General features: G+C 70.9%; 21 protein-coding genes. 14 read left to right on the top strand and 7 right to left on the bottom strand.

The window, feature by feature from the left end:
• Window positions 1-43: 43 nt before the first annotated feature.
• The 3 genes from ACFFXY_RS05520 to glnII form a co-directional block, all read right to left on the bottom strand.
• Window positions 44-760, bottom strand: a complete 717-nt coding sequence (locus ACFFXY_RS05520) for a DUF6270 domain-containing protein (RefSeq protein ID WP_382346742.1) — start codon at window positions 758-760, stop codon at window positions 44-46.
• Between the two features lie 142 nt (window positions 761-902).
• Complete coding sequence (locus tag ACFFXY_RS05525; RefSeq protein ID WP_382346745.1) at window positions 903-1,640, bottom strand: DUF6270 domain-containing protein; 738 nt, start codon at window positions 1,638-1,640, stop codon at window positions 903-905.
• Window positions 1,641-1,810: 170 nt separating this feature from the next.
• On the bottom strand, window positions 1,811-2,824 hold the full coding sequence (gene glnII / locus ACFFXY_RS05530) for a glutamine synthetase (RefSeq protein WP_382346748.1): 1,014 nt from the start codon (window positions 2,822-2,824) through the stop codon (window positions 1,811-1,813).
• A gap of 429 nt (window positions 2,825-3,253) precedes the next feature.
• Between glnII and ACFFXY_RS05535 the strand changes: the two genes are divergently transcribed.
• The 5 genes from ACFFXY_RS05535 to ACFFXY_RS05555 all read left to right on the top strand — a co-directional run bounded on the left by ACFFXY_RS05535 (window position 3,254) and on the right by ACFFXY_RS05555 (window position 6,277).
• A complete protein-coding gene (locus ACFFXY_RS05535) occupies window positions 3,254-4,090 on the top strand; it encodes a hypothetical protein (protein ID WP_382346751.1) in 837 nt (278 codons plus the stop codon).
• 191 nt (window positions 4,091-4,281) lie between these two features.
• On the top strand, window positions 4,282-4,650 hold the full coding sequence (locus tag ACFFXY_RS05540; RefSeq protein ID WP_359950704.1) for a hypothetical protein: 369 nt from the start codon (window positions 4,282-4,284) through the stop codon (window positions 4,648-4,650).
• Between the two features lie 82 nt (window positions 4,651-4,732).
• Window positions 4,733-5,110, top strand: a complete 378-nt coding sequence (locus ACFFXY_RS05545; RefSeq protein ID WP_359950706.1) for a hypothetical protein — start codon at window positions 4,733-4,735, stop codon at window positions 5,108-5,110.
• Window positions 5,111-5,174: 64 nt separating this feature from the next.
• Entirely contained in the window at window positions 5,175-5,729 is a 555-nt protein-coding gene (locus ACFFXY_RS05550) for a hypothetical protein (protein WP_382346755.1), read from the top strand.
• 44 nt (window positions 5,730-5,773) lie between these two features.
• Complete coding sequence (locus ACFFXY_RS05555) at window positions 5,774-6,277, top strand: hypothetical protein (protein WP_382346758.1); 504 nt, start codon at window positions 5,774-5,776, stop codon at window positions 6,275-6,277.
• A gap of 72 nt (window positions 6,278-6,349) precedes the next feature.
• Here ACFFXY_RS05555 and ACFFXY_RS05560 read toward each other — a convergent pair whose 3' ends face one another.
• Entirely contained in the window at window positions 6,350-8,614 is a 2,265-nt protein-coding gene (locus ACFFXY_RS05560; protein WP_382346761.1) for a glycosyl hydrolase family 95 catalytic domain-containing protein, read from the bottom strand.
• A 246-nt stretch (window positions 8,615-8,860) separates the two neighbouring features.
• Between ACFFXY_RS05560 and ACFFXY_RS05565 the strand changes: the two genes are divergently transcribed.
• Together ACFFXY_RS05565 and ACFFXY_RS05570 are read left to right on the top strand one after the other, a co-directional pair.
• A complete protein-coding gene (locus ACFFXY_RS05565; RefSeq protein ID WP_382346764.1) occupies window positions 8,861-9,880 on the top strand; it encodes an LPXTG cell wall anchor domain-containing protein in 1,020 nt (339 codons plus the stop codon).
• 448 nt (window positions 9,881-10,328) lie between these two features.
• The gene (locus ACFFXY_RS05570; RefSeq protein WP_382346767.1) at window positions 10,329-11,696 is read left to right on the top strand and encodes an NCS2 family permease; all 1,368 of its coding nucleotides are present in this window, start codon (window positions 10,329-10,331) and stop codon (window positions 11,694-11,696) included.
• A gap of 77 nt (window positions 11,697-11,773) precedes the next feature.
• Here the strand turns inward: ACFFXY_RS05570 and ACFFXY_RS05575 are convergent, their stop codons facing one another.
• From ACFFXY_RS05575 to ACFFXY_RS05585, 3 genes are all read right to left on the bottom strand, one after another.
• Window positions 11,774-12,955 carry an ABC transporter permease gene (locus ACFFXY_RS05575; RefSeq protein ID WP_382346770.1) on the bottom strand — a complete coding sequence of 394 codons (1,182 nt, stop codon included), beginning with the start codon at window positions 12,953-12,955 and terminating at the stop codon, window positions 11,774-11,776.
• Window positions 12,952-13,821, bottom strand: a complete 870-nt coding sequence (locus ACFFXY_RS05580; protein ID WP_382346772.1) for an ABC transporter ATP-binding protein — start codon at window positions 13,819-13,821, stop codon at window positions 12,952-12,954. The genes ACFFXY_RS05575 and ACFFXY_RS05580 overlap by 4 nt, the downstream gene beginning before the upstream one ends.
• Window positions 13,822-13,905: 84 nt before the next feature.
• Window positions 13,906-15,111 (bottom strand): nitrate/nitrite transporter, encoded by a 1,206-nt coding sequence (locus tag ACFFXY_RS05585; protein ID WP_382346775.1) that lies wholly within the window; start codon window positions 15,109-15,111, stop codon window positions 13,906-13,908.
• 136 nt (window positions 15,112-15,247) lie between these two features.
• Between ACFFXY_RS05585 and ACFFXY_RS05590 the strand changes: the two genes are divergently transcribed.
• The 7 genes from ACFFXY_RS05590 (at window position 15,248) to ACFFXY_RS05620 (ending at window position 24,748) form a co-directional block, all read left to right on the top strand.
• Entirely contained in the window at window positions 15,248-18,922 is a 3,675-nt protein-coding gene (locus ACFFXY_RS05590) for a nitrate reductase subunit alpha (RefSeq protein ID WP_382346778.1), read from the top strand.
• Window positions 18,922-20,649: a nitrate reductase subunit beta gene (gene narH, locus ACFFXY_RS05595; RefSeq protein WP_382346781.1), complete on the top strand. Its 1,728-nt coding sequence runs from the start codon at window positions 18,922-18,924 to the stop codon at window positions 20,647-20,649. Before ACFFXY_RS05590 ends, narH begins: the two co-directional genes overlap by 1 nt.
• Before the next feature lie 26 nt (window positions 20,650-20,675).
• Window positions 20,676-21,287, top strand: coding sequence for a nitrate reductase molybdenum cofactor assembly chaperone (gene narJ / locus ACFFXY_RS05600; RefSeq protein ID WP_382347405.1), 612 nt, complete (start codon window positions 20,676-20,678; stop codon window positions 21,285-21,287).
• Window positions 21,284-22,027 (top strand): respiratory nitrate reductase subunit gamma, encoded by a 744-nt coding sequence (gene narI, locus ACFFXY_RS05605; RefSeq protein ID WP_382346784.1) that lies wholly within the window; start codon window positions 21,284-21,286, stop codon window positions 22,025-22,027. Before narJ ends, narI begins: the two co-directional genes overlap by 4 nt.
• 167 nt (window positions 22,028-22,194) lie before the next feature.
• Window positions 22,195-23,205 carry a hypothetical protein gene (locus ACFFXY_RS05610; RefSeq protein WP_382346787.1) on the top strand — a complete coding sequence of 337 codons (1,011 nt, stop codon included), beginning with the start codon at window positions 22,195-22,197 and terminating at the stop codon, window positions 23,203-23,205.
• Window positions 23,202-23,471 (top strand): hypothetical protein, encoded by a 270-nt coding sequence (locus tag ACFFXY_RS05615; protein ID WP_382346790.1) that lies wholly within the window; start codon window positions 23,202-23,204, stop codon window positions 23,469-23,471. Before ACFFXY_RS05610 ends, ACFFXY_RS05615 begins: the two co-directional genes overlap by 4 nt.
• Before the next feature lie 80 nt (window positions 23,472-23,551).
• Window positions 23,552-24,748: an LPXTG cell wall anchor domain-containing protein gene (locus ACFFXY_RS05620; RefSeq protein WP_382346793.1), complete on the top strand. Its 1,197-nt coding sequence runs from the start codon at window positions 23,552-23,554 to the stop codon at window positions 24,746-24,748.
• Window positions 24,749-24,822: the final 74 nt, after the last annotated feature.

The raw sequence follows: 24,822 nt of genomic DNA on the forward strand, positions 1-24,822 counted from the left end.
GCTCCTTGGGGGTTTCACTTGTGGGGGAGGGGACGCGGTCCGCTCAGCGGCGGGCGGACGCGGGCGCGAGCGCGGCGCGGAGGCGGTCCGCGAGCTCGTCGTAGTACCGGTCGGGGAAGTGGAACGGCGCGAGCCCCCAGCGGTGGCCGGGGTCGGCGACCACCAGTTCCGGAGGCAGGGTGACGCTGGTGGCGCGGGGGCCGACGGCCGCTTCGAGGAGGTCGTAGGCGCGGTCGAGCCAGGTGTTGGACCGGGCGGCGAGCTCGTGGTTGGACAGCGGCGCCCCGGAGGTGTCCTCGGTCGCCCACATCGCACGGTGCACGACCACCGGCTGGTCGGGCAGGAGCGCCGCGAACCGCCGCGCGGCCTCGGCGAAGGGGCCGTCGTCGGCGAGCTCCCGGTCCTCGGCGACCGGCGCGTCGCCGCGCTCGCCGAGCCCGGCCTGGTTGAAGTGGAGGGTGGCGGCGACGAGGCCGTGCCCGGTGTCGACGAGCGGGGCGCGCTCGTCGATGAGGTCGATGACGACGGGGTGGTCGAGGGTGGGCGCGATCCGGGCGACGCTCTTGTCGTGGTCCTGGATGATGACGCGCCGCTGGAACTCGGAGTCGAGCTTGACGGTGGCGGGGTCCAGGGGCGTCGGGTCCGAGACGATGCTCTGGATCCTGGTGCGGGAGAAGTAGTACTCCGGGCGGGGCAGCGGGTGCGCGCCGAGGTCGCCCGCATCGCGGGTGACGCAGGAGCCGATGAGGGAGTACTTCATGCTGAGGGCCGTTCGTCGCAGGTCGTCGGCCGTGCGGATCCGTCGGGGGTGAGGGGGCGTCGGATCAGGCCGTGTCGACTGTAGCAGGTCGGCGGGTCCGCACCGGTCGGCACGATCGGTCACGGCGCCCCCTCGGGCGGTCTCAGGCGGCGGCGGGCTGGAGGACCTCGCGGATCTGGCGGGACAGCTCGTCGTAGTACTCCACGGGGAAGTGGAACGGCTCCTCGCCCCACCGGTGCTGCGGGTCGGGGACGCGCAGTTCCTCGGGCGGCACGACGTAACGGATGCGGGGGCCGAGCGCCTTCCCGAAGATCTCGTAGGCCCGGTACAGCCAGGCGTTGTAGCGCTGGGCCATCTTGATCTTCTCGACGGGCTTGCCGTCGGCGTCGTGCGTGGCCCAGTACCCGGCGTGGAGGACCACCGGGTGGTTCGGCACGAACCGGGAGGCGAAGTAGTGGCACGCCTCCGCGAACGGGCCGTCGTCGCGCAGCTCCCAGTCCTCGGGGACCGGCGTGACGTCCGGGCGGTCGCCCAGCCCGAGCTGGTTGAAGTGGAGCGTGGCGGTGACGAGCCCGCCGGTGCGGGTGCGCACGAGCGGGGAGCGCTCGTCGCCGAGGTCGACGACCAGGGGGTGGTCGAGGGTCGCGAGCGTCCGCGCCGCGGACTTGTCGTGGTCCTCGATGATGACGCGCCGCTGGAACGGGGACTTGAGCTTGACGTCGTCGGGGTCGAGGGGCGACGGCGGGGAGACGAGGCTCTGGATCCTGGTGCGGGAGAAGTAGTGCACGGGCTTGGGCAGGGGGGCGCGGCCGACGTCGGCGGCGTCGCGGGTCACGCAGGTGCCCAAAATGGAGTATTGCAAGGGTTCGTCCGGGGTCATGGTCGTTCGCTTCCTGCCGGTTGCTTTTCCGAGGGTTATTCGGTTATGACCGAAACGACCATAGCAGAGGGGGTCCGGCGGGCCGGGTGCGAAGCGGGGCGGGTCCCGGATGGCGGACGGGACGCGGAAAGGGGCGCCGCGGCATCCGCGGCGCCCCTTGTGAGCTGGTGCTAGACCAGGCCCTTCTTCTCCAGGGCCGAGCAGACCGTGTCGACGATCTTGCCGGTGACGAGGTAGGGGTCCATGTTGGCGTTGGGGCGGCGGTCTTCGAGGTAGCCCTTCTTGTCCTTCTCGACCTGCCAGGGGATGCGGATCGAGGCGCCGCGGTTGGAGACGCCGTAGGAGAACTGGGTGTAGTGGGCGGTCTCGTGGGCGCCGGTGAGGCGGTCGGCGATGCCGTCGCCGTAGACGGCGATGTGCTCGGCGGCCTTCTCGCCGAGGGCCTCGCACGCGGCGATGATGGGCTCGTAGTCCTCGCGCATGGCCTTGGTGGAGAAGTTGGTGTGGCAGCCCGCGCCGTTCCAGTCGCCCTTGGCGGGCTTGGGGTCGATGGTCGCGGAGACGTTCCACTCCTCGGCGGTGCGGTAGAGCAGCCAGCGGGCCAGCCACAGCGAGTCGGAGACTTCGAGGGCCGACGCGGGGCCGACCTGGAACTCCCACTGGCCGGGCATGACCTCGGCGTTGATGCCGGAGATCGGCAGGCCCGCGGCGAGGCAGTTGTCCAGGTGCTTCTCGACGATCTCGCGCCCGAAGATCTCGTCGGCGCCGACGCCGCAGTAGTAGCCGCCCTGCGGCGCGGGGAAGCCGCCCTCGGGGAAGCCGAGCGGGCGGTCGCCCACCATGAAGGTGTACTCCTGCTCGATGCCGAACCAGGACTCCTGGCCCGCGTACTTCTCGGCGGTCTCGGCGGTCTTGGCGCGGGTGTTGGAGGGGTGGGGGGTGAAGTCGATGTCGAGGACCTCGCACAGGACCAGGATGTGGTCGCCGCCGCGGATCGGGTCCGGGACGGTCTTCACCGGGCGCAGCACGCAGTCGGAGGTGTGGCCCTCCGCCTGGTTGGTGCTGGAGCCGTCGAAGCCCCAGATCGGCGGCTCTTCACCGGCTCCGAGGATCTTGGTCTTGGAACGCAGCTTGGCCGTCGGCTCGGTGCCGTCGATCCAGATGTACTCGGCTTTGATGGCCATCGGTGGGAGCCCTTCTTCATACGAGGTCCAGCCGTGAGGCTGTGCTGCCACGCTCCCAGAAGGCAATTTCCCCCTCGTTGATCACATGTAAACAGTCTGTTAAGCGGTGCTGCGGGTGAGTAAGGTGGGGCTGTGAGTCCTGTTCACCCTATTTCGGGGAGAAAATCTGATTCACCCCGTATCCACCGTTGGTCCGTTCTCGTTCTCTAGGTGCGAGCGGCCAGACCGCTCGCGCTCAGGTTCAGGACGACGGGGGAGACGATGGGACGCATCGCAGGCGGCAGCGGGGACACCCGCCGCACCAGCGTGCTCCGGTTCCTCCTCGGCGCCGCGCTCACAGCATTCGGGTCCCTGCTTCTGGGGGCCTTCGCCATGGCGACATCCGCTTGGGCATCAGACGATTCCGCGTCATCACAGGGCCTAGCCGCGATGACCGACCCCCTCACCGCAGAGGTGTCCGACATGTCGCGCCTGGCCGCGCGACTGATCCCGCAGAACCAGCAGGGACATCGGGCAGCGGCGGTGCAGGGGGAGGTCACGGGGCTGGTGTCGGGCCTTGCCGATTCGACGGGATCGCTGGTGGACGAGACGGACGGCGACGTGCGCACGATGCTGCCGGGCGGCCCCGGCCTGCTCGACCTGGACGACAAGTCCGTCGGAGACGGCACCGCCGAAGTAGTGGCACCGCTGGTGGGAACCCTCGTGCAGGGAACGGCGTCCATTGCGGACCGCCCCGCCCCCGCGGTGTCCGGTGTCTATGAGACTGTCGCGCCCCCGACCGATCCGGTCGGCGACCTGGCGCGACTGGTGACCGATGGCCTGCGGTTCGGCGACGCGACGACGCCCGGGAGCGTCCTCGCCGCTGCCGCAGGACAGCCGAGCTTCACCACACTTGCGGCGAATGCAGACTCCAGCGAGGTGGCGGCGGCGCTCTACGGAGCGCCCAGCGGCCGGCCGGCCGCCGCCTTCGAGTGCTCCGCAGACCACATGCGGGGGACGGACCGGTCCGAGGTCGAAGAGGTGCACGGTACGCCGCGCACCGCTGCCGAGCCGTGGGGGTACCACGGCGCCGCGCTTCCGGACCTGAAGATCATCCCCGGTGGAGCCACTGGCTCGACCGCCGGTATCAGCGTCGACAGCGGCCACAACGCTGTCTGCGTCTCCCCGTCCGCCGGGGGGGAAGAGGTGTCACTCTCCCGCACGGTGATCGGGGAATTGGGGCGGCCGCTGGACCGCGCCGCCGAGCAGTCCGTCGCCCCAGACTAGCGCCGCCGCGCGTCGACGCGCGGGAACCGAAGTCCGCCTTCGCAACTCCCAACGGAACCCGGGGACCAGATCCCCGGCGAGTCCGGCGCGCCGACGCGCGGCAGGCCGTCACCGCCGCCTCCACAGAGGCGGGGAAACCACATGAGTCGCCCGAACGATCGGGCGCACGACCCAGAAGGAAACCGCACATCATGCGCAAGGTTCTCACTGTCGCCGCCGTCGCCGCCGGCGCCGTCGCAGCCGCCGCCGCCCCCGCGATGGCCGGTGGCAACAACTCCGGCGTGACCGCCGGCCCGGTCAGCCTCGTCAACATCGACGCCTCCTCGGCGGCGCACTGGCAGATCTGCGGCCAGAACGTGCTGACCCAGTCGTTCGGCCAGGTCTGCGACAACCGCGACCACATCGGCGAGGGCCCGCAGTCCGGCGTCACCGCCGGCGACGTGTCGCTCGGCAACCTGGACATCTCGGACGCCGCCCACTGGCAGATCTGCGGCCAGAACGTCGGCGTCGCGCCGTCGCTCGACCAGCAGTGCGCGAACTACGACCACCTGAACGAGTAGGACTTCCCGAGGCGGGCCGTCCGATGCGGACGGCCCGCCGAGGGGGCAACCAAGTAATCCGACACAGAACGGGGAACAAACAATGCGCAAGGCTCTCGCCGTCACCGCCGCTGCTGCCGGAGCGGTCGCCGCTCTCGGCTCCGCCGGCACCGCCATGGCCCAGAACTCGGGCGTCTGGGCGGGCCCGGTCAGCCTGGTGAACATCGACGCCTCCAGCGCGGCGCACTGGCAGATCTGCGGCCAGAACGTGCTGACCCAGTCCTTCGGCCAGGACTGCGACAACCGCGACCACATCGGTATGGGCCCGCAGTCCGGCGTGCAGGCGGGCGACGTGTCGCTCGGCAACCTGGACATCTCGGACGCCGCCCACTGGCAGATCTGCGGCCAGAACGTCGGCGTCGCGCCGTCGCTCGACCAGGAGTGCAAGAACTACGACCACCTGACCCACGCGGCCGAGTAATTCGACCGGGGGCGGGCTCTCGACCTGAGGGCCCGCCCCGTCTTTCACGAAAGGAACTCATCACATGCGCAAGATCCTCGCCGTCACGGCCGCCGCTGCCGGCGCCGTCGCCGCCCTCGGTGCGGCCTCGCCCGTCATGGCCGCGGCCTCCGGCGTCAACGCCGGCCCGGTCTCCCTGGTCAACATCGACGCCTCGGACGCGGCGCACTGGCAGATCTGCGGCCAGAACATCCTGACCACGTCGTACGACCAGAGCTGCGACAACCGCGACCACTTCGGCGAAGACCAGGGCTCGGGCGTCAACGCCGGGGACGTCTCCGCCGTGAACGTGGACGCCTCGTCGGCCGCGCACTGGCAGATCTGCGGCCAGAACGTGCTGACCCAGTCCTTCGGCCAGGTCTGCGACAACCGCGACCACTTCGGGGACAACGCGGGCTCGGGCGTCAACGCGGGCTCGACCTCCCTGGGCAACCTCGACGCGTCGAGCGCCGCCCACTGGCAGATCTGCGGCCAGAACGTCGGCGTCGCGCCCTCGCTCGACCAGCAGTGCCTCAACGCCGACCACGTCTCGGACGACGACGACCACCCGTCCAAGGGCGACGACCAGGGCGACTACTAGTCCGACCGCGCTGAACGGTTCAGGCGAGAGACAAGGGTAGGAACATGCGCAACACCACCATGGTGGCGGTCTCGGCCGCCGCAGCCGCGGCAGCGGCCGCGTTCACGGGAGGGGCCGCCCAGGCGTCCACCCCCGACTGGCTGACGCTCGCCACTGTGGAGTCCGAGCACGACTCGGTGCTGCCCGGTGTCTGCGAGGCCGACCAGGTCGGTGCGCTCACCGCCACGGCCTGCGGCACCGTTCTCGGCTCGCCTTCGGCGGACGAGATCGAGGCGACGGGCCATACCGTCCCGGAGTCCCCGGACGCCGCGGGCATGCCGTCGGTCGCCAACATCGACCTGCGCGACTTCGCGAAGTGGCAGGTCTGCGGGATCGCGGTCGCGGCCCAGTCCGAGGGCTTCGAATGCGACAACTCGATCGACGGCCCGAAGGAGCCGGTGGGTCCCGGAAGCGGGATCTCGCTGGTGAACGCCGACACGACCGGTGCGTTCCACTGGTCGGTCTGCGGCGTCGCCGTGGGACAGGCGAGCGTCGACACGACCTGCTAGCGGGTCAACCTTCATACCAAAGCGGCCGGAGTCCGATCGGACCCCAGCCGCTCCCCTCTGCTCTCAAAGACTTCAGACGTCGGCGGCCCACGGGACGCCGGCGTCGAGCCTCACGGCGAGGTCGTCCGCGCCGCCGCGGCGCACGCGGACCCGCACGTCCACGCTCGACGCCAGCTCCACCGCGGTCACCGCGCCGCCGCGCCACGCGAGTCGCTCCACGGTCACCCCGCCGCGGGCCCGCAGACCCCGGACCTCCCCGTCGGGCCACGCGGACGGCAGCGCCGGGAGCAGCTCGATCACCGGCTCGCCGTCGACGGCGCGGTGCGACTGCACGAGCATCTCCGCGATCGCCGCGGTCGTCCCGAAGTTCCCGTCGATCTGGAACGGCGGGTGCGCACACAGCAGCGAGGAGTAGACGCCGCCGTCGGCGTACTCGGCGCCCGCGCCGCGGAAGCCCACGGGGGTCAGGAACTCCCCGAGCAGGCGGTGCGCCCGGTCGCCGTCGCCCAGGCGCGCCCACAGCGCGGTCTTCCACGCGAGCGACCATCCGGTCCCGGCGTCGCCGCGCGCTTCGAGGCTCTTGCGGGCCGCGTCCAGCAGCTCGGGGGAGTCGGCGAACGAGTCGCCGGGGAAGACCCCGTACAGGTGCGAGACGTGGCGGTGGTGCGGCTCGGCCTCCTCGCGCTCGGCGGCCCATTCGAGGAGCCGCCCGTCGGCGCCGATCTTCGGGCCCGCCAGGCGCGGCAGGGCCGCCTCGATGTCCATGACGAGCTGGAGGTCCTCGCCGTGGAGGGTCTCGGCGACGACGTCGGCGGCCTCCACGACGAACGCGAACAGCTCGCGCACGAGGGTCGCGTCCATCCCGGTGGACTCGTCCAGCGCGGAGTTCCCTGCGGGCGTGACGAACTCGTTCTCCGGGCTCGACGCCGGGTTCGTCACGAGGGTGCCGTCGCTGCCCTCTGAGAGCCGGTCGTACGCGAAGCGGGCCGCGCCCAGGACCGCGGGGAGCCGGTCGGCGAGGAACTCCTCGTCGCGGCCGAACCGCCAGTGCTCGGCGACGTGCATCGACAGCCACAGGCCGCCCATCGGCCACGCCTGCCAGCACGCGCGCCCGTCGACCGGGGTGGTCAGCCGCCAGTAGTCGGTGTTGTGGTGGCAGCACCAGCCGCCCGCGCCGTAGAGCTTCCGCGCGGTCTCGGCGCCGGGGACGGCGAGCTCGTCCACGAGGTCGAACAGGGGGCCGTGGAACTCCGGGAGGCCGCAGGTCTCGGCGGGCCAGTAGTTCATCTCGACGTTGATGTTGGTGGTGTAGTCGCAGTTCCACGGCGGCCGGACCTCGCTGTTCCAGATGCCCTGGAGGTTCGCGGCCTGCGTGCCGGGGCGCGAGGACGCGGCGAGGAGGTAGCGGCCGAACTGGAACGCGAGGACCGCGAGCCCCTCGTCCGGTTCGCCGGAGGCGCGGCGGCGCAGCCGCTCGGCGGTGGAGTCGCCCGCAGTGCCCTGCGGAAGGTCGAGGCCGACGCGGTCCATGACGGCCCGGTGCGATGCGAGGTGGTCGGCGAGGAGCGCCTTCCAGCCGTTCGCGGCCGCGCGCCGGGCGTCGGACTGCGCCCGGTCCAGGGCCGCGGACTCGTCGAAGTCGGAGTGCAGCGCGAGGAAGACCTCGACCTCGCGGCAGCCGGTGAAGCGGTGCCCGCCCTCGGCGGGGGCCAGGTCGCCGTCGCAGCGCAGCTGCGCGTTGAGGCCGAGCCGGCGCACGCCCTCGACCGTGGAGTAGTCGCTGCCGCCGCCCTCCTTGTGGACGTCGGCGGGGGCGTGCCCGGTGAAGCTCAGCTCGTCGTAGTCGGCGGCGCTGGAGCCGCCCTCGTGCGGCCACTCGAAGCCCAGGTCGAGGTCGAAGGGCTCCTCGGCGCTCCAACGGATCGCGATGACGCCGTAGGCGACCGATGCGAACGCCTCCTGGCGGACCCGCCCGCGCACGGTGGTCGCGACGCCGTCGCGCAGGTCGAGCTCGCGGTGCTCGCCCCCGCCGCCGGTGTGGATGGCGGTGAACGCGCCCGCGGGCTGGTACGCCTGGGTGCTCGGGCCCTGGAGCCTGGTGATGAGCTGGTCGGCGGCGTGGAACTCGCCGCGGCGCACCAGCTCCGCGGCCTCGGCGGCGACGCCCTCGACGCCGTCGGGGACGCCCTTGTTGCCGTCCCCGGACCAGAATCCGTCCTCGTTCAGCTCGATCCGGTCCCCGACGAGCATCGCCCCGACCCGGCCGTTGCCCAAGGGGAGACCCTCGTGCCAGGCTTCCGCGGGTTTGTCATAGCTCAGCTTCAGTGCTTGCGGCATTCCTATATCCTATAGGATCTACGATCCGGCCCGGGTGCGGCGCTCTTGCCCCCGGCGCTTCGGCCCCTTCCGCCGATTTCGCGGTGAATTGGCAGGTCAGCCGTTCGGGCGAATTCTGAATCAGCCTCATGGAACCGCAACTCCCGTGACGTCGGGGGCGTGAACACTGCGTCCGCGCCTGGCCCAGGCGCAGTCGGACCCCGGCACGTTCGACACCTCCGACGACCCATCACGGAGAGCACTCCCTTGAGATTCACACGCCGACAGAAGGCATTCAGCGCCGCGGCCGCGGCCGGTCTGGCGGGAGCCGTCGCGCTCGCCTTCGCCGTCCCCGCGCTCGCGGGCGGGACCCAGACGATCTACATCAACCAAGGCAACGTGCCCACGACCGCCGAGGACTTCAAGAACAGCTGCGACCAGATCCCGCGGGACACCGAGGACTGGCTCGACGGCTGGGTGTTCGTGCTCCCCGGCGACGTCAGGGCCGAGGGGAACTTCAGGTACATCGAGGCCGTCTTCCAGGACGAGGACGGCAACACGCTGCGCTACAACACGAACGACGACGGCGGGATCGTCTCGGGTTCGGGGAACAACAAGGCGTACATCATCACGCCCGCGGGCCTGACCCTCATCGACGCCGAGGCGGAGATCAAGCGCGACCGCGACGGCAAGAACCGCTTCAACCTGACGCACACCTGCCCGGCCACCGAGGAGCCCCCGGGAGAGGAGACCCCGAGCGAGGAGCCCTCGACCGAGGTCCCGACCACGGAGGAGCCCTCCACCGAGGCGCCCACGACTGAGGAGCCGTCCACGGAGGCCCCGACGACCGAGGAGCCTTCGACGGAGGCGCCGACTACGGAGGAGCCCTCCACCGAGGCGCCCACGACCGAGGAACCGTCAACGGAGGCACCGACCACCGAGGAGCCCACGACCGACGCGCCCACCACGGACGAGCCCTCTTCCGAAGGCCCGACCACCGACGAGCCGTCCTCGGAGGGCCCGACGACCGACGAGCCCTCGTCCGAGGGGCCGACCACGGACGAGCCGTCCTCCGAGGCCCCGACCTCGGAGGGCCCGGCCGAGTCCAGCTCCGAGCCGGCCGCGACGAGCAGTGCGCCCGCCGGGGCCTCGACCACGCCGGTCTCGCAGCTGCCGACCACGGGTTCGTCGCTGACCTACTTCCTGGTCGGCGGCGGCATCGTGATCCTCGCGGGGATCGTGATCCTCGTCGTCCTGCGCCGCAGGACTGAGCCGGACGAGGAGTAGGAGCGTGCGGGCGCGGCCGTGAGAAAAGCCGCGCCCGTTATCGAACCGTTATGCAACCGCACAAGACGCCGCCGCGTTTAGCAGTTGTCTCAGGGCAGGAAGCCCGGCGCCTCTGCGCCGGGGCGAGACCTCCGACTACCGCCCGCTGCTTGACGGTGCGGTCCTTGTCGAGCCCCCGGAATCCTGCCACCGGGGGCTCGACCCTAAGTCGACGCCCCGGAGCCGTCCCCCCCTTGGCTCCGGGGCGTCGCCTTGTCCCCGGCCCCCGAAGCGTGTGCCCGCCCCGTGAAGACTGTGTAAAACTCACAACTTCGAGGCCAGCTCGCTTTTCTTTCCGTGGCGGACCCGGTACATTACCCGCAGGTTCAGCGCCTATCCATTTACCCTGGTCCCCGGGGTGCCAGCTGCCCGGCATCCGAAGACTCGCCTGCACAGGAGTGCCCGAGACATGGCCACTGAAGCCAAAGACAAGAAGGAGGCGCCCCAGTCCGGGCGCCTCGACCAATACTTCGGGATGACCGAGAACAAGACCAACTGGAGACGCGAGGTCCTCGCCGGGACCACCACGTTCCTGGCCATGGCCTACATTCTCGCCGTCAACCCCGGCATCCTCAGCTTCGGCCTGTCCGAGGCCGGGTTCGACGCCCCGAACCCGGGCGCCGTGTTCACCGCGACCGCGCTCGCCTCGGCGCTCGGCTGCCTCGTCATGGGCCTGTGGGCCCGCTACCCCATCGCCACCGCCCCCGGCATGGGACTCAACGCGTTCTTCGCCTTCACCGTGGTCATGACCCTCGGCATCCCGTGGCAGACCGCGCTGACCGGCACGCTCGTCTCGGGCGTGCTGTTCTTCGTCCTCGCCGTCACCGGCGCGCGCGAGTCGATCATCAACGCGATCCCGGCGCAGCTGAAGCTCGCGGTCGGCGCGGGCATCGGCCTGTTCATCGCGTTCATCGGCCTCAAGGGCGGCGGCATCGTCGTCGGCTCCGAGGCCACGCTCGTGACGATCGGCGACTTCACCTCCGGCACCGTGCTGCTCACCGTGTTCGGCCTGGTCGCCACGGCCGTGTTCATGGTCCTGGGCTGGAAGGGCGGCGTGTTCTACGGGATGCTCGCCACGCTGGTCCTGGGTGTCCTCACCGGCGTCATCGACTTCAAGCTGGCCGAGGGCTTCACCCCGAACCTCGACTCGTTCGGCGCGGCCTTCACCGGCTTCGAGGACGCGTTCACCGTCCACATGATCGCGGTCATCCTGACCATGCTGTTCGTGGACTTCTTCGACACCGCCGGGACGCTGTTCGCCGTCGCCGGGCAGGCCGGGCTCGTCAAGGACGGCAAGCTGCCGCGCGCGGGCCGCGCCCTCGCCACCGACTCGATCGCGACCTCCGCGGGCGCCGTCCTCGGCACCTCGACCACGACCGCGTACATCGAGTCGACCGCGGGCGTCTCGGTCGGCGGCCGGACCGGCCTCACGGCCGTGACGACCGGGTTCTGGTTCATCGTGTCGCTCGTGGCGTTCCCGGTGTTCGGCCTGGTCGCGAACAACCCGGCGGTCACCGCGCCCGCGCTCATCATCGTGGGCGTGCTCATGGCGAAGGCGCTCGGCGAGATCGAGTGGGCGAAGCTGGAGTACGCGATCCCGGCGTTCCTCATCGTCGCCGCGATGCCGCTGACCTACTCCATCTCCAACGGCATCGCCCTGGGCCTGGTGTTCTTCCCGATCATGATGGCCGCCAAGGGCCGCTGGCGGGAGGTCCACCCGATCGCCTGGGTGCTCATGCTCGCCTCGATCGGCTACTTCCTGTTCCTGACGGAGTAAGGCCGCCTTACTTCACGGACGCGAACCGCGGGCCCTATATCCTATAGGATATAGGGCCCGCGGTTGGTGTTGCGGCGCTAGGCGGCTCGGCGCAGCGCCTCGCTGATCTTCATGCGCGAGCCCGTGTAGAGCACGGACCGCTTGTAGAGCTGCGAGCCGAGGGCGAGCGCCCCGGCCGCGGCGAGCGCGAGGAGCACTCCGGAGAGGCCGATCTGCCAGGCCGGGACGTCGGTGATCGCCATGCGGGTGGGCATCGCGATGCCGGAGAACGGCGGGACGATCGACAGGATCTCCGCGAACGTGCTCGTCGGCGCGTTGAGCAGGAAGATCGCGCCGAGGTAGCTGAGCGTCAGCGACATGATGAGCGGGGTCAGGACCGACCCGGACTCCTCCTGGCGCGACACGAGCGAGCCGACGCCGCCGGCGAGCGTGCCGAACAGGGCGAACGCGATGAGCCACCAGCCGATCGTGGAGACCGCCGCGGAGGCGGTGCCCGCGGGCAGATCGGAGAGCATCCCGGTGGCGGCCGAGACGCCGAGGCCGACGGCGACCATCGCGATGAGGTTGACCAGGGAGATCACGCCGAGGCCGATGACCTTGCCGCCGAGGAGCTGCCACGGTTTGAGGCTGGTCAGGAGGATCTCGACGATGCGGCTGGACTTCTCCTCGACGACGCCCATGGCGATGTACTGCACGGGGGTCATGAGCATCATGAACATGATGATGGAGATGATCAGGCCGGTGAAGTAGTCGAGCGTGCTGCCGACGCCGCCCTCGGACTCCAGGGTCACCCACTCCAGGGGCTGCACGGTGAGCGCGTCGGCGATCTGCTGGTCGCTGAGCCCGGCGTCCGAGAGGTTCGTCTGGACGCTCGCGGCCTGCCAGGCGGCGTCGATCTTCGCCTCGACCTCGTTGCCGACCCCGTCGCGGCTGTAGAGCGAGCCGTCGGCGACGGCCGAGTCCACGGTCTCGTCCTCGACGGCCTGCTCCGCTTCGGCGGCGGTGTCGTACACCGTGATGTCGAAGCCGCCCATGGCCTCCAACTGGGCCTGCATCGCGGGGGCGGTGTCCCCGGCGAGGCCGATCTTCTCGTCGTCGGAGCCGCCGCCGATGAGGCTCGGCAGCGCCGCGAGGACGCCGACGATGACGACGGTGACGATGAGGCTGACGATGTTGGACTTCGACAGGCCGCGGACGCGGATCTCGCGCCCGGCGACGAGCATGAGCCCGCGCATCCTCGACGGTTCGTTCTGCGTCATCGGGTCACGGCCTCTCGGAAGATCTCGGCGATGGTGGGCTGGTCGTAGGCGAAGCGGGTGACGCGCCCGGCGGCCGCGGCGATGCGCAGGGCCTCCTGGTCGTCGCCGTCCTCGATGAGGTAGTCGTCGCCGTCGCGGGTGACGGTGCCGGTGAACTCGGCGGTCAGGTCGCGGTCGGACTCGACGCTGATGCGAAGCTGCTTGACCTCCTTGGCCTTCAGCTCCTCCACGGACCCGGACGCGATGATCCGGCCGTTGCCGATGATGACGACGGAGTCGCAGAGCCGCTCGATGAGGTCGAGCTGGTGGCTGGAGAAGATCACGGGCGCCCCGGCGGCGGCGCGGTCGCGCAGGGCGCCGCCCATGACGTCCACCGCGATCGGGTCGAGGCCGGAGAACGGCTCGTCGAGGATGAGCGCCTCGGGGTCGTGGACGAGGGAGACGGCGAGCTGGACGCGCTGCTGGTTGCCCAGCGACAGGTCCTGCACGAAGTCGCCCATCCGCTCGGTGAGGTTGAGCTGCTCCAGCAGCTCGGCGGCGGAGCGCTTCGCCGCGGCCTTCGTCATCCCGTGCAGCTCACCGAAGTAGGCGACCTGCTCACCGGTCTTCATCTTGGGGTAGAGGCCGCGCTCGGAGGGCATGTAGCCGAAGCGGCGGCGCTGCTCGACGCCGAGCCGCGCGCCGTCGTAGACGATCTCGCCGGAGTCGGCGGCGAGCACGCCCATGGCGATGCGCATGGTGGTGGTCTTCCCGGCCCCGTTGGCGCCGACGAATCCGACGACTTCGCCCGGGGCGGCCGACAGCGACACCCCGTCGAGGGCAACGGTGTCGCCGAACCGCTTGTGCAGGTCCTTGATTTCCAACATGACTTCACCCTAAGCGCGCACGCGGGCCGGTTCCTCCTGCTTGAGAGGGATTCCGGCCCGGCCCGCTTCATTCCCGAGAAGTAATCAGGTCAGCTTCGGGCGCGGCGCGACCGCCGGCCGGCGGAACGCCCGCAGCGTGAACACCCCGACCAGCAGCGCCGTCAGCGCCAGCAGCAGCAGCCCCACCGCGTACGAGCCCGTCGCCTGGTACACCGCGCCCATCACCAGCGGCGGGAAGTACCCGCCCAGGCCGCCCGCGGCCCCCACGATCCCGGTCACGCCGCCGACCCGCGCGGGCTCCACCAGTTCGGCGACCAGCGCGAACACCCCGCCCGTGCCCAGGCCCAGGAACAGCGCCATGAGCACGAAGCACGCGCCCGCGGGCACCTCAAGGGGCGGTTGGAACGACAGGAGCACCGCCATGATCGCCGCCCCGAAGAACGACGTCAGGCAGATCTTCAACGGCCCCACCCGGTCCGAGAGGATGCCGCCCGCCGGGCGGGCGACCACCGCGGCCAGGCTGAACCCGGCCGTGCGCAGGCCCGCGTCGGTCTGCGCCAGGTCGTAGGCGGTCACCAGCATCGTCGGCAGGTACGTGGAGAACGCCACGAAGCCGCCGAACGCGACGGCGTACAGCAGCGACATCTGCCACGTGACCTTGAGCTTCGCGACCGCGCGCAGCCGCGGCAGCGCCGGATCGACATTCGGGCTCCACTGGGGAGCGTCGCGCGCGAACGCCCAGCACACCAGGCCCATCACCGCGAGCGCCGCGCACATGAGCAGGTGCGTCGGCAGCAGCCCCATGCCGTCCACCAGGCGCGGCGTCAGGAACGCCGACAACGCGGTGCCGCCCATGCCCGCGCCGAACACGCCCGTCGCGAACCCGCGCCGCGCGGGCGGGTACCAGGCGTTCACGAACGGGATGCCCACCGCGAACGACGTGCCCGCCAGGCCCAGCAGGAACCCCGACGCGAGCAGCGCCGCGAACGAGCCGCCCGACAGGCCCACCAGCAGGACCGGCACGATCGACGCGAAGCACGCGGCCGTGAGCATCGTCCGGCCGCCGAACCGGTCGGTGAGGATGCCCGCCGGGATGCGCCCCACCGCGCCGACCAGCACCGGGAACGCCACGAGGACCGACGTCTGCGTCGGGTTCAGGCCCAGGTCGTCCGCGTAGGTCTTCGACAGCGGCCCGATGAGGTTCCACGCCCAGAACGTCAGCGCGAACGCGGCCGTCGCCAGCGCCAGGTTCCTCCCGGCGCCGCGCTGCACGGTGTCGGTGGTGCCCACGGGCGGCCTCCTCGGTGCGGTCTCCACTGCCGAGGACAGTATGCCGATTAGTCCCCTTTGCGGAGGCTGAAGACCCTAATCTGGCTGCGGACTCCCGCGCTGCCGCGCGGGCCGTGCGACCGAGAGGGAGACCAGCGTGGCGCGAACCGACCGGCCCGCCTCCGCGCTGCTGCTGCGCACCGGCGTCCACCTCACCCGCTCCGAGGCCACCGGCGACCTGCGCGCGATCATCAAGGACGGCGGCCGCGAAGGCGACGTGTTCTACCGCGACCGCTGGTCCCACGACAAGGTCGTCCGCTCCACCCACGGCGTCAACTGCACGGGCTCGTGCTCCTGGAACGTGTACGTCAAGGACGGCATCATCACCTGGGAGACCCAGGCGACCGACTACCCGTCCGTGGGCCCCGACCGGCCCGAGTACGAGCCCCGCGGCTGCCCCCGCGGCGCGGCCTTCTCCTGGTACACGTACTCGCCGACCCGCGTCCGCTACCCGTACGGGCGCGGCGTCCTCGTCGAGATGTTCCGCGAGGCCAAAGCGCGCCTGGGCGACCCGGTCGCCGCGTGGGCCGAGATCACCGCCGACCCCGAGAAGCGCCGCCGCTACCAGTCCGCCCGCGGCAAGGGCGGCCTCGTGCGCATCACCTGGGACGAGGCCGTCGAGATCGCCGCCGCCGCGCACGTCCACGCCATCGGCGCCTACGGGCCCGACCGCATCGCGGGGTTCTCCCCGATCCCCGCGATGTCGCAGGTCTCCCACGGCGTCGGCGCCCGCTTCGTCAACCTCCTCGGCGGGTCCATGCTCTCCTTCTACGACTGGTACGCCGACCTGCCCGTCGCCTCCCCGCAGGTCTTCGGCGACCAGACCGACGTGCCCGAGTCCGGCGACTGGTGGGACGCCGCCTACCTGATCCTGTGGGGCTCCAACGTCCCCGTCACCCGCACCCCGGACGCGCACTGGATGGCCGAGGCCCGCTACCGGGGCCAGAAGGTCGTCACCGTCGCCCCCGACTACAACGACGCCGCGAAGTTCGCCGACGAATGGCTCGCCCCGCACCCGGGCACCGACGGCGCCATGGCCATGGCGATGGGCCACGTGATCCTCAAGGAGCATTTCGTGGAGCAGCGCACGGAGGCGTTCGACGCCTACGTGCGCAAGTACACCGACCTGCCGTTCCTCGTGGAGCTGGAGGAGCGCGGCGGCCGCCTCGTGCCGGGGAAGTTCCTGCGCAGCGACGCCGCCGACGACCCGTACGCCGAGTGGAAGCCGGTGCTCCTCGACGAGGCCACCGGGGAGCCGGTGGCGCCCAACGGGACCCTCGGGACCCGCTGGAACGACGACGAGCCCGGGAAGTGGAACCTCGACCTGGAGGGGGTGACCCCCGCGCTGACCTTGTACGCGGAGGGCGGCGAGTCCGCGGCGATCTCCCTGCCTCGCTTCGACAGTGTGAGCTCGAACGACGGCGAAGCCGATTTGACGGAGCGCGGCGTCCCGGTCCGGCGCGTCAGCGGCCGCCTCGTCACCACCGTGTTCGACCTGCTCCTGGCCCAGTACGGCGTGCAGCGGCCGGGCCTGCCCGGGCGCTGGCCCACCGGGTACGAGGACGCGGCCGAGCCGTGCACGCCCGCGTGGGCCGAGTCGGTGACCTCCGTGAAGGCCGACCGGATCGCGCGGATCGCCCGCGAGTTCGCCGCCACCGCAAGGGACTCGGGCGGCCGGTCCATGATCGTGCTCGGCGCGGGCACGAACCAGTGGTTTCACGGCGACACCATGTACCGCTCGTTCCTCACCCTGCTGCTGCTCACCGGCTGCCAGGGGAAGAACGGCGGCGGCTGGGCGCACTACGTCGGCCAGGAGAAGTGCCGCACCCAGACCGGTTGGGCCGCATACGCCTCGGCGATGGACTGGACGCGCCCGGCGCGGTTCATGGCCGCCACGCCCTACTGGTACCTGCACACCGACCAGTGGCGCTACGACACGTACGACGCCGACGCGCTCCTGTCGGCCGCGGGCCCGAACCGTTTGGCGGGCACGCACACCGCCGACATGGTCGCGGCCTCCGCGCGCATGGGCTGGATGCCCTCGTACCCCACGTTCGACCGCAACCCGCTCCTGCTCGCGCAGGAGGCCAAGGAGGCGGGCAAGGCCCCCGGCGAGTACATCGCCGACGAGCTCGAATCCGGGGAGCTGCGGTTCGCCGCCGAGGACCCGGACGCCCCCGAGAACTGGCCGCGGGTCCTGACCGTGTGGCGCGCCAACCTGTTCGGGTCCTCCGCGAAGGGCGACGAGTACTTCCTCAAGCACCTCCTCGGCACCCAGAACTCCGTGCAAGGCGCCGAGGCCGGGCCGGACCACCGGCCCGCCGACGTCACGTGGCACGGCCGAGCGCCGCAGGGGAAACTCGACCTGCTCTTGTCCCTGGACTTCCGCATGACGTCCACCACGCTCCTCTCCGACCTGGTGCTCCCGGCCGCCACCTGGTACGAGAAGCACGACCTGTCCACAACGGACATGCACCCGTATGTGCACGCGTTCTCGCCCGCGATCGACCCGCCCTGGCAGGCCCGCACCGACTTCGAGGCCTTCCACGCGCTCGCCCGCCGCTTCTCGGAGCTCGCCGAGGACCACTTGGGGGTCGCCACCGACCTCGTCGCCGCCCCGCACCAGCACGACACCCCCGGCGAGCTCGCCCAGCCCGGCGGCACCGCCCCCGACTGGAAGGCCGAGGGGCGGCGGCCGGTCCCGGGGAAGACGATGCCCGCGATCATCGCCGTCGAGCGCGACTACCCGGCCGTGGCGGCGAAGATGGCCGCGCTGGGCCCGCTCGCCGAGGAGAAGGGCCTGCCCGTCAAGGGCGTCGCGTTCACACCCGACGTCGAGATCGGCTGGCTCGCGGCCAGGAACGGCGCCTCCCGGCAGCATCCGGCGATCGGGCGGCCGCTCATCGACACCGACGTCAAGGCCTGCGAGATGATCCTCGCGCTCTCCGGCACCAGCAACGGACGCCTTGCGGCCCAGGGGTTCGAGCGGCTCGCGGCCCGCACCGGCACCGACTTCGACGAGCTGATCCACGGCGCGTCCGAGCGCCGCGTGGTCTTCTCCGACACCCAGCACGGGCCCACGCCCGTGGGCGCGAGCCCCGAGTGGTCGGGCAAGGAGGCGCACGACCGCCGGTACTCGCCGTTCACGATCAACCTGGAGCACGACAAGCCCTGGCACACCCTCACCGGGCGCATGCACTGCTATGTGGACCACGATTGGATGCACGAGTTCGGCGAGGCCCTGCCCGTCTACCGGCCGCCGCTGAACATGGCGGCGCTGTTCGGGGAGCCGGAGATCGGGCCGACGGGGGAGCGGGCCGTGGCCGTCAGGTACCTGACGCCGCACTCGAAGTGGTCCATCCACTCCGAGTACCAGGACAACCTGCTCATGCTCACGCTCTCGCGCGGCGGTCCCAACATCTGGATGAGCCCCGCCGACGCGGAGGCCATCGGCGCCGGGGACAACGACTGGGTCGAGGCCGTCAACCGCAACGGCGTGGTGGCCGCGCGGCTCGTCGTCTCGCACCGGATGCCGCAGGGCACGGTGTACATGTACCACGCGCAGGAGCGGGTCGTGGACGTGCCGAAGACCGAGACCACCGGGAAGCGCGGCGGCATCCACAACTCGCTCACCCGCCTGCTCGTCAAACCGACCCACCTCATCGGCGGGTACGCGCAGTTCTCCTACGCGTTCAACTACATCGGCCCCACCGGCAACCAGCGCGACGAAGTCACGGTGGTCCGCAAGCGCAGCACCGAGGTGACGTACTGATGGCCCGCATCGGCAAAGTCATGGCCCAGGTCGCCATGGTCATGAACCTCGACAAGTGCATCGGCTGCCACACGTGCTCCGTGACGTGCAAGCAGGCGTGGACGAACCGCTCCGGCGTCGAGTACGTGTGGTTCAACAACGTCGAGACCCGCCCCGGCCAGGGGTACCCGCGCCGCCACGAGGACCAGGAGCGGTGGCAGGGCGGATGGAAGCGCACGGCCGCAGGGCGTCTCAAGCCGCGCGCGGGCGGGCGGCTGAAGAAGCTCGCCACGATCTTCGCGAACCCGAAGATGCCCGCGATCCAGGACTACTACGAGCCCTGGACGTACGACTACGAGCACCTCGTGACCGCGCCGCTGGGCGACGACATCCCCGGCGCGCGGCCCAGGTCGCTCCTCACCGGCGACCCCATGCAGATCAAGTGGTCCGCGAACTGGGACGACGACCTCGCGGGCGGGGAGGAGCTGGCGTCGAACGACCCGATCGTGCAGAAGATCGGCGACAAGGTCCGCTTCGAGTACGAGCAGTCGTTCATGTTCTACCTGCCGCGCATCTGCGAGCACTGCCTGAACCCGAGCTGCGTGGCGTCGTGCCCGTCGGGGGCGATGTACAAGCGCGCCGAGGACGGCATCGTCCTGGTGGACCAGGACAAGTGCCGCGGCTGGCGCATGTGCGTGACGGGGTGCCCGTACAAGAAGGTGTACTTCAACCACAAGACCGGCAAGGCCGAGAAGTGCACGCTCTGCTATCCGCGCGTCGAGGTCGGGATGCCCACGGTGTGCTCGGAGACGTGCGTGGGGCGGCTGCGGTACCTCGGGGTGATCCTCTACGACGTCGAGCGGGTGGGGAAGGCCGCCGCCGTCAAGGACGAGCACGACCTCCTCGCGGCGCAGCTCGACGTGTTCCTCGACCCGTCCGACCCGGAGGTCGCCGCGGCGGCGATCCGCGACGGCATCCCGGAGCGGTGGATCGAGTCGGCGCGGCGCTCGCCGGTGTACAAGCTGGCCAAGGAGTTCGGGATCGCGCTGCCGCTGCATCCGGAGTACCGGACGATGCCGATGGTCTGGTACGTGCCGCCGCTGTCCCCTGTGGTCGACGCGCTGAGCGAGACCGGGCACGACGGCGAGGACGCCGGGAACCTGTTCGCGGCCATCGACACGCTGCGCATCCCCGTCGAGTACCTCGCGGAGCTGTTCACCGCGGGCGACCCGGAGCCGGTGAAGGCGGTGCTCGCGAAGCTCGCGGCGATGCGCGCGTACATGCGTCGCCTCAACCTCGGGCAGGAGCCCGACGAGTCGATCGCCGAGGCGGTCGGCATGAGCGGCACGGAGATCGAGGCGATGTACCGGCTGCTGGCGATCGCGAAGTACGACGACCGGTACGTCATCCCGACTGCGTACGGCGTCGACGAGGCCGACCGCGGCGTCATCGACGAGATCGGGTGCAGCCTCGACTTCGAGGGCGGCCCCGGCATGGGCGGCATGGGCGGCGGCGTGCCGTTCGGGGAGGCGTCGGGGCGGCCGCAGCCCGCGTCCGTGGAGAACTTCCACGCCCTGCGCGACCGCCAGACCAGCGACGGGCGCTCGGGTCCGGCGCGGCGCTTGAACCTCCTGAACTGGGACGGCAACGGCCGGCCGCCGGGGCTGTTCCCCGAGAGGGACAAGCAGGACGCGGACCAGAACTCCTCGGACGGCAAGCACCTCAAAGGAAGCGGTGAGGCCCGGTGACCGCCGTGATCCGCCAGGCCGCCGCGATGCTCCTGTGCTACCCCGACGCCGCGTTCTTCGAGCGGCTGCCGCTGGTGGAAGCCGCTGCGGCCGAACTGGAACCGGGCGACGCGCGGGAGGCGCTCACCGCGTTCTGCTCCTACGCGCGGGCCCAGACCGCGCTCGACCTCGGCCGCGAGTACGTGCGGACCTTCGACCTCAAGCGCCGCAGGGCGCTCCACCTGACCTACTACACCGACGGCGACACCCGCAGGCGCGGGCACGCCCTCGCGCGCATCAAGGAGATCTATGGCGCCTGCGGCTGGAGACTCGACGCCGCCGAACTGCCCGACCACCTGGCAGTGGTGCTCGAATTCGCCGCCAGAGGGGACGTGGAGGCGGGTGGACGGCTCCTCGTCCGGTTCCAGCCCGGCATCGAGCTCCTGCGCGCCGCCCTCCACGAGGGCGCCAGCGCGTACGCCGCTGTCCTCGACACCGTGGCCGCAACCCTCCCGCCCCCCGACGAAGCCCGCCGCGAGGCCGCCCGCCTGGCCGCCGCCGGACCTCCCGCCGAGGACGTAGGGCTCGACCCGTACGGCGCCGGCGCCTCCGGGGCGGTGGCGCTCGGCATGCCCGCGAAGATCGGAGCCGCGAGATGAACCCGACCGCCGTCGACTACCTGCTGTGGGGCGCACTGCCGTACGTCGTCCTCGCCGTCCTCATCGGAGGGACGGTGTGGCGGTACCGGTACGACCGGTTCGGCTGGACCACCCGCTCCTCGCAGCTGTACGAGTCGCGGCTGCTGCGCATCGCCAGCCCCGTGTTCCACTTCGGACTCCTCGTGGTGATCGTCGGCCACGTCGTGGGCCTGCTCATCCCCGAGTCCTGGACCGACGCCGCGGGCATCACCAACGACCAGTACCACGTCACCGCACTCTCCTTGGGCGGCATCGCGGGCGTGACGACCCTCGGCGGCATCGCGCTCCTCATCTGGCGACGCCGCACCACCGGCCCGGTCTTCAGCGCCACCACCGTCAACGACAAGGTCATGTACCTCGTCCTCGTCGCCGCGATCCTCGCCGGGATCGCCACCACCCTCCTCAGCGCCGTCGCGGGCCTCACCGGCGCGCACGAGGCCGACTACCGCGAGACCGTCTCGCCGTGGTTCCGCAGCGTCTTCTACCTCCAGCCCGACGTTGCCGCCATGAGCGCCGCGACCGGCGCGTTCAAGCTCCACGCGCTCATCGGCCTCGCCCTGTTCGCGCTGTTTCCGTTCACGCGCCTCGTCCACGCGTTCAGCGCACCCGTCTGGTACCTCTTCCGGCCCTACGTCGTGTACCGCACCCGCGACAAGGAGCCCACGCAGTCGACCCGCCCGATCCGCCGCGGCTGGACCTAGAACGTGCCAACTTCGGTCCATGCCGCCCCGCTGATCCCGTTACCCCCACCAGGAGCCGGACGCCCCACGCGCGACCCCCACAATGGATGAACAGCGTCTATATTGTTGGTTCGCAGCCACCGCCGGGCCGGGCGAGACCCTTGGCCTCCAAGCGGAACGGAGCAGCCATGACCCGCCACCACGGGACCGACGCACCCCGCACCGGCACCCCCGACACCGACTCCCCGAACACCCGCGGGGACGACGGCGCCCCGAGCCGCCCCCGCAGCCCCCTCCCCGGCCGCAGCCACGCCGACGACGCCCGCGCGACCCGCGACCGCATCACCGCGTCCCGCCCCTCCAACACGAGCGCCACCCCGAGGCCCTCGTCCTCCGCGTCCGCCAACCCTCCCGGGACGCACCCCTCCGGCGCGACCCACGGGACCCACCACACCGAACCCTGGCCGGACCCGATGGACCTCGCCGTCCAGAGCATCGCCCCGATGAACGCCAACGCGCACCTCAACGAGGCGTACGTCGTGACCTTCGAGGACGGGTCGCAAGGCCTCTACAAGCCCGTGACCGGCGAAGACACCACGACCGTGACCGGCGTGCCGCCCTCCGGCCTGGCGCCGCGCGAGGTCGGCGCCTCCGTCGTGGACCGGCACCTCGGGCTCGGCCTCACCCCCGCCACGACCAACTGGGACGGGCCCCAAGGACCGGGCTCGCTGCAGCGCATGGCGATGCCGAACACCCCGAGCAACGACCCCGGCGACTACACCTCCTCCGAGCAGCAGCGCATGGCCGTGCTCGACTACGTGATCGGCAACAGCGACAGGCACAACGGCAACTACCTCACCGACCAGAACGGCGGCGTCGTCCCCATCGACCACGGCTACAGCTTCCCCGTCGACCAGGACTCCTTCGACCGCGGCCCGATCCGCGGCATCCGCTCCGACTTCGTCGCCAACGAGTACGGCACCTACATGGACCAGGACATCGTCGACGGCCTCAACCGCGTCGACTCCGACCGCCTCGGCGACGACCTCGCGCGACTAGGCTTGGAGGAGCCGGCGATCGACGGCGCCCTCAGCCGCCTCGACGAGATCCGACAGAACGGCGGCATCACCGGCGCCAACTGGCCCGGCCGCATCACCGAGGCCCACCCGCTCTACGTGGCAAGGGAGACGAGACCGTGACCAGCAGCATTCCCGACAAGGTCGGCTTCTACGCCCTCCAAGCCGACGGCATGCGCAAAGTCGCCGTCTACGACCGCACCGCCGACGGCATCACCCTCACCGTTCTCGACGACCGCTGGGCCCGCATGGCCCGCGGCTACCTCACCGACGGCATCCTCCTCCAACGCCTCGGCGCCATGGTCACCCCCGACCACCCCGACCTCTTCATCGAAGCCCTCCTCGAACCCCGAAACATGACCTACTACGACTTCCGCCCCGAACCCTGACCGCCGCGTTCACCGGAAGTTCACCGGGGGTGCAACGGCCGCCCGATGCCGCGCGTGTCGGAATCATGAGCCCTTCCCGAATGGACAGACAGCGTCGTCTCATCCGAATCGCGGCGGCGGTGGTCGCGGCCGGACTGGTGCTGGTCGCGGTGCCCGCGCAGGCGCAAGACGATCCCGCGACGTACACGCTCCAGGTCGAGGACATGGCCGGCGTCGAACCCGGCGCCTCCTTCACCTCGACCCTGAAGTTCCGGTACGACGGGGCGACCGCGCCCGAGCACGGCGTCCAGCTGACCTTCACCTCGGGCCGGTACCTGACGACGACCGCCGACTACGCCAACTGCGGCGAGGGCTACTGCGCGTTCGAGGACTTCGCCCCCGAACCCGGCGTCGTCTACGAACTCACCGCCCCGCTCACCACCACGCTCGCCGAAGACGCCGTCGAAAAGGCGTTCGCCAACGACTTCACCATCGGCGACCTGCCCGCGGAAGCCGCCGACGGCCCCGAACCCGACGACGCCGACACCGTCCTCGCCTTCGAACCCAGCGACGACCAGGACATCGAGCAGCACCCCTACATGCTCGTCACCGTCGCCGACGGCGCCTACGACATCGCCGTCGCCGACCACACCATCGAGGGCGCGCCCGGCGACGTCTTCACCGCCGACCTCGCCTACACGAACCTCGGCCCGGCCGGAGCCGTCGCCTACGAGAACCCCGAGACCGGCGGGCGCAACTTCACCATGGCGATCACCCTTCCCGCCGGACTCGAAGTCGTCCACCAGGGACCCGGCATCCCACCGGGCGTCTTCGACATCGACATGGACAACTACTGCCTCATCTACCCCGACTACCAGTACCCGCCGCCCGACGCCTCGCTGTACGGCCTCGACCGCATCGACCTCCTCTGCTTCGGACCCGGAATCCTCGACCCCGGCGAAGCAGCGCCCCTGCCGATCGACTTCCGCATCACCGAGGACGCCGTATCGAACGACGGCGCGATCTCGATGCTCGAACAGTCCCGGATCTGGGAGGAGACCCCGCCCGAGCACCTGGGCACGGCCCTCCCCGAGTACCCCGACTTCGAAGCCGACCCCGCCGACAACACCGCCGCCCTCCACCTCGACGTCACCGGCGCCGCACCCGGCCCCGGCGGCCCCGAACTGCCCGAGACCGGCGACGACCTCACCGCGATCGGCCTCGCCGGAGCCGGGACCATCGCCGCCGGAGCGCTGCTCCTCGCACTCCTGCGCCGCCGCACCCTCAGAAATCTCTAGCGCGGACCGAGTGTCGGGAGGCCGTGCCGCGGTCACCCGTTCGGGGTGAGAATGGGAGGCGGACCATACCGCCT

Origin of the sequence: Glycomyces mayteni, from assembly GCF_042428885.1 — a bacterium.
Classification (GTDB): Bacteria; Actinomycetota; Actinomycetes; order Mycobacteriales; family Micromonosporaceae; genus Glycomyces; species Glycomyces mayteni.

What these genes read in the sequence shown, in the direction of transcription:
- ACFFXY_RS05535 (WP_382346751.1), top strand. Translation starts at nt 3,254, where the DNA reads ATGACCGACCCCCTCACCGCAGAGGTGTCCGACATGTCGCGCCTGGCC.
- ACFFXY_RS05545 (WP_359950706.1), top strand. Translation starts at nt 4,733, where the DNA reads ATGCGCAAGGCTCTCGCCGTCACCGCCGCTGCTGCCGGAGCGGTCGCC.
- ACFFXY_RS05610 (WP_382346787.1), top strand. Translation starts at nt 22,195, where the DNA reads ATGACCCGCCACCACGGGACCGACGCACCCCGCACCGGCACCCCCGAC.
- ACFFXY_RS05575 (WP_382346770.1), bottom strand. Translation starts at nt 12,955, where the DNA reads ATGACGCAGAACGAACCGTCGAGGATGCGCGGGCTCATGCTCGTCGCC.
- narI (WP_382346784.1), top strand. Translation starts at nt 21,284, where the DNA reads ATGAACCCGACCGCCGTCGACTACCTGCTGTGGGGCGCACTGCCGTAC.
- narJ (WP_382347405.1), top strand. Translation starts at nt 20,676, where the DNA reads ATGCTCCTGTGCTACCCCGACGCCGCGTTCTTCGAGCGGCTGCCGCTG.
- ACFFXY_RS05570 (WP_382346767.1), top strand. Translation starts at nt 10,329, where the DNA reads ATGGCCACTGAAGCCAAAGACAAGAAGGAGGCGCCCCAGTCCGGGCGC.
- ACFFXY_RS05555 (WP_382346758.1), top strand. Translation starts at nt 5,774, where the DNA reads ATGCGCAACACCACCATGGTGGCGGTCTCGGCCGCCGCAGCCGCGGCA.
- ACFFXY_RS05580 (WP_382346772.1), bottom strand. Translation starts at nt 13,821, where the DNA reads ATGTTGGAAATCAAGGACCTGCACAAGCGGTTCGGCGACACCGTTGCC.
- ACFFXY_RS05620 (WP_382346793.1), top strand. Translation starts at nt 23,552, where the DNA reads ATGGACAGACAGCGTCGTCTCATCCGAATCGCGGCGGCGGTGGTCGCG.
- narH (WP_382346781.1), top strand. Translation starts at nt 18,922, where the DNA reads ATGGCCCGCATCGGCAAAGTCATGGCCCAGGTCGCCATGGTCATGAAC.
- ACFFXY_RS05525 (WP_382346745.1), bottom strand. Translation starts at nt 1,640, where the DNA reads ATGACCCCGGACGAACCCTTGCAATACTCCATTTTGGGCACCTGCGTG.
- ACFFXY_RS05550 (WP_382346755.1), top strand. Translation starts at nt 5,175, where the DNA reads ATGCGCAAGATCCTCGCCGTCACGGCCGCCGCTGCCGGCGCCGTCGCC.
- glnII (WP_382346748.1), bottom strand. Translation starts at nt 2,824, where the DNA reads ATGGCCATCAAAGCCGAGTACATCTGGATCGACGGCACCGAGCCGACG.
- ACFFXY_RS05520 (WP_382346742.1), bottom strand. Translation starts at nt 760, where the DNA reads ATGAAGTACTCCCTCATCGGCTCCTGCGTCACCCGCGATGCGGGCGAC.
- ACFFXY_RS05560 (WP_382346761.1), bottom strand. Translation starts at nt 8,614, where the DNA reads ATGCCGCAAGCACTGAAGCTGAGCTATGACAAACCCGCGGAAGCCTGG.
- ACFFXY_RS05540 (WP_359950704.1), top strand. Translation starts at nt 4,282, where the DNA reads ATGCGCAAGGTTCTCACTGTCGCCGCCGTCGCCGCCGGCGCCGTCGCA.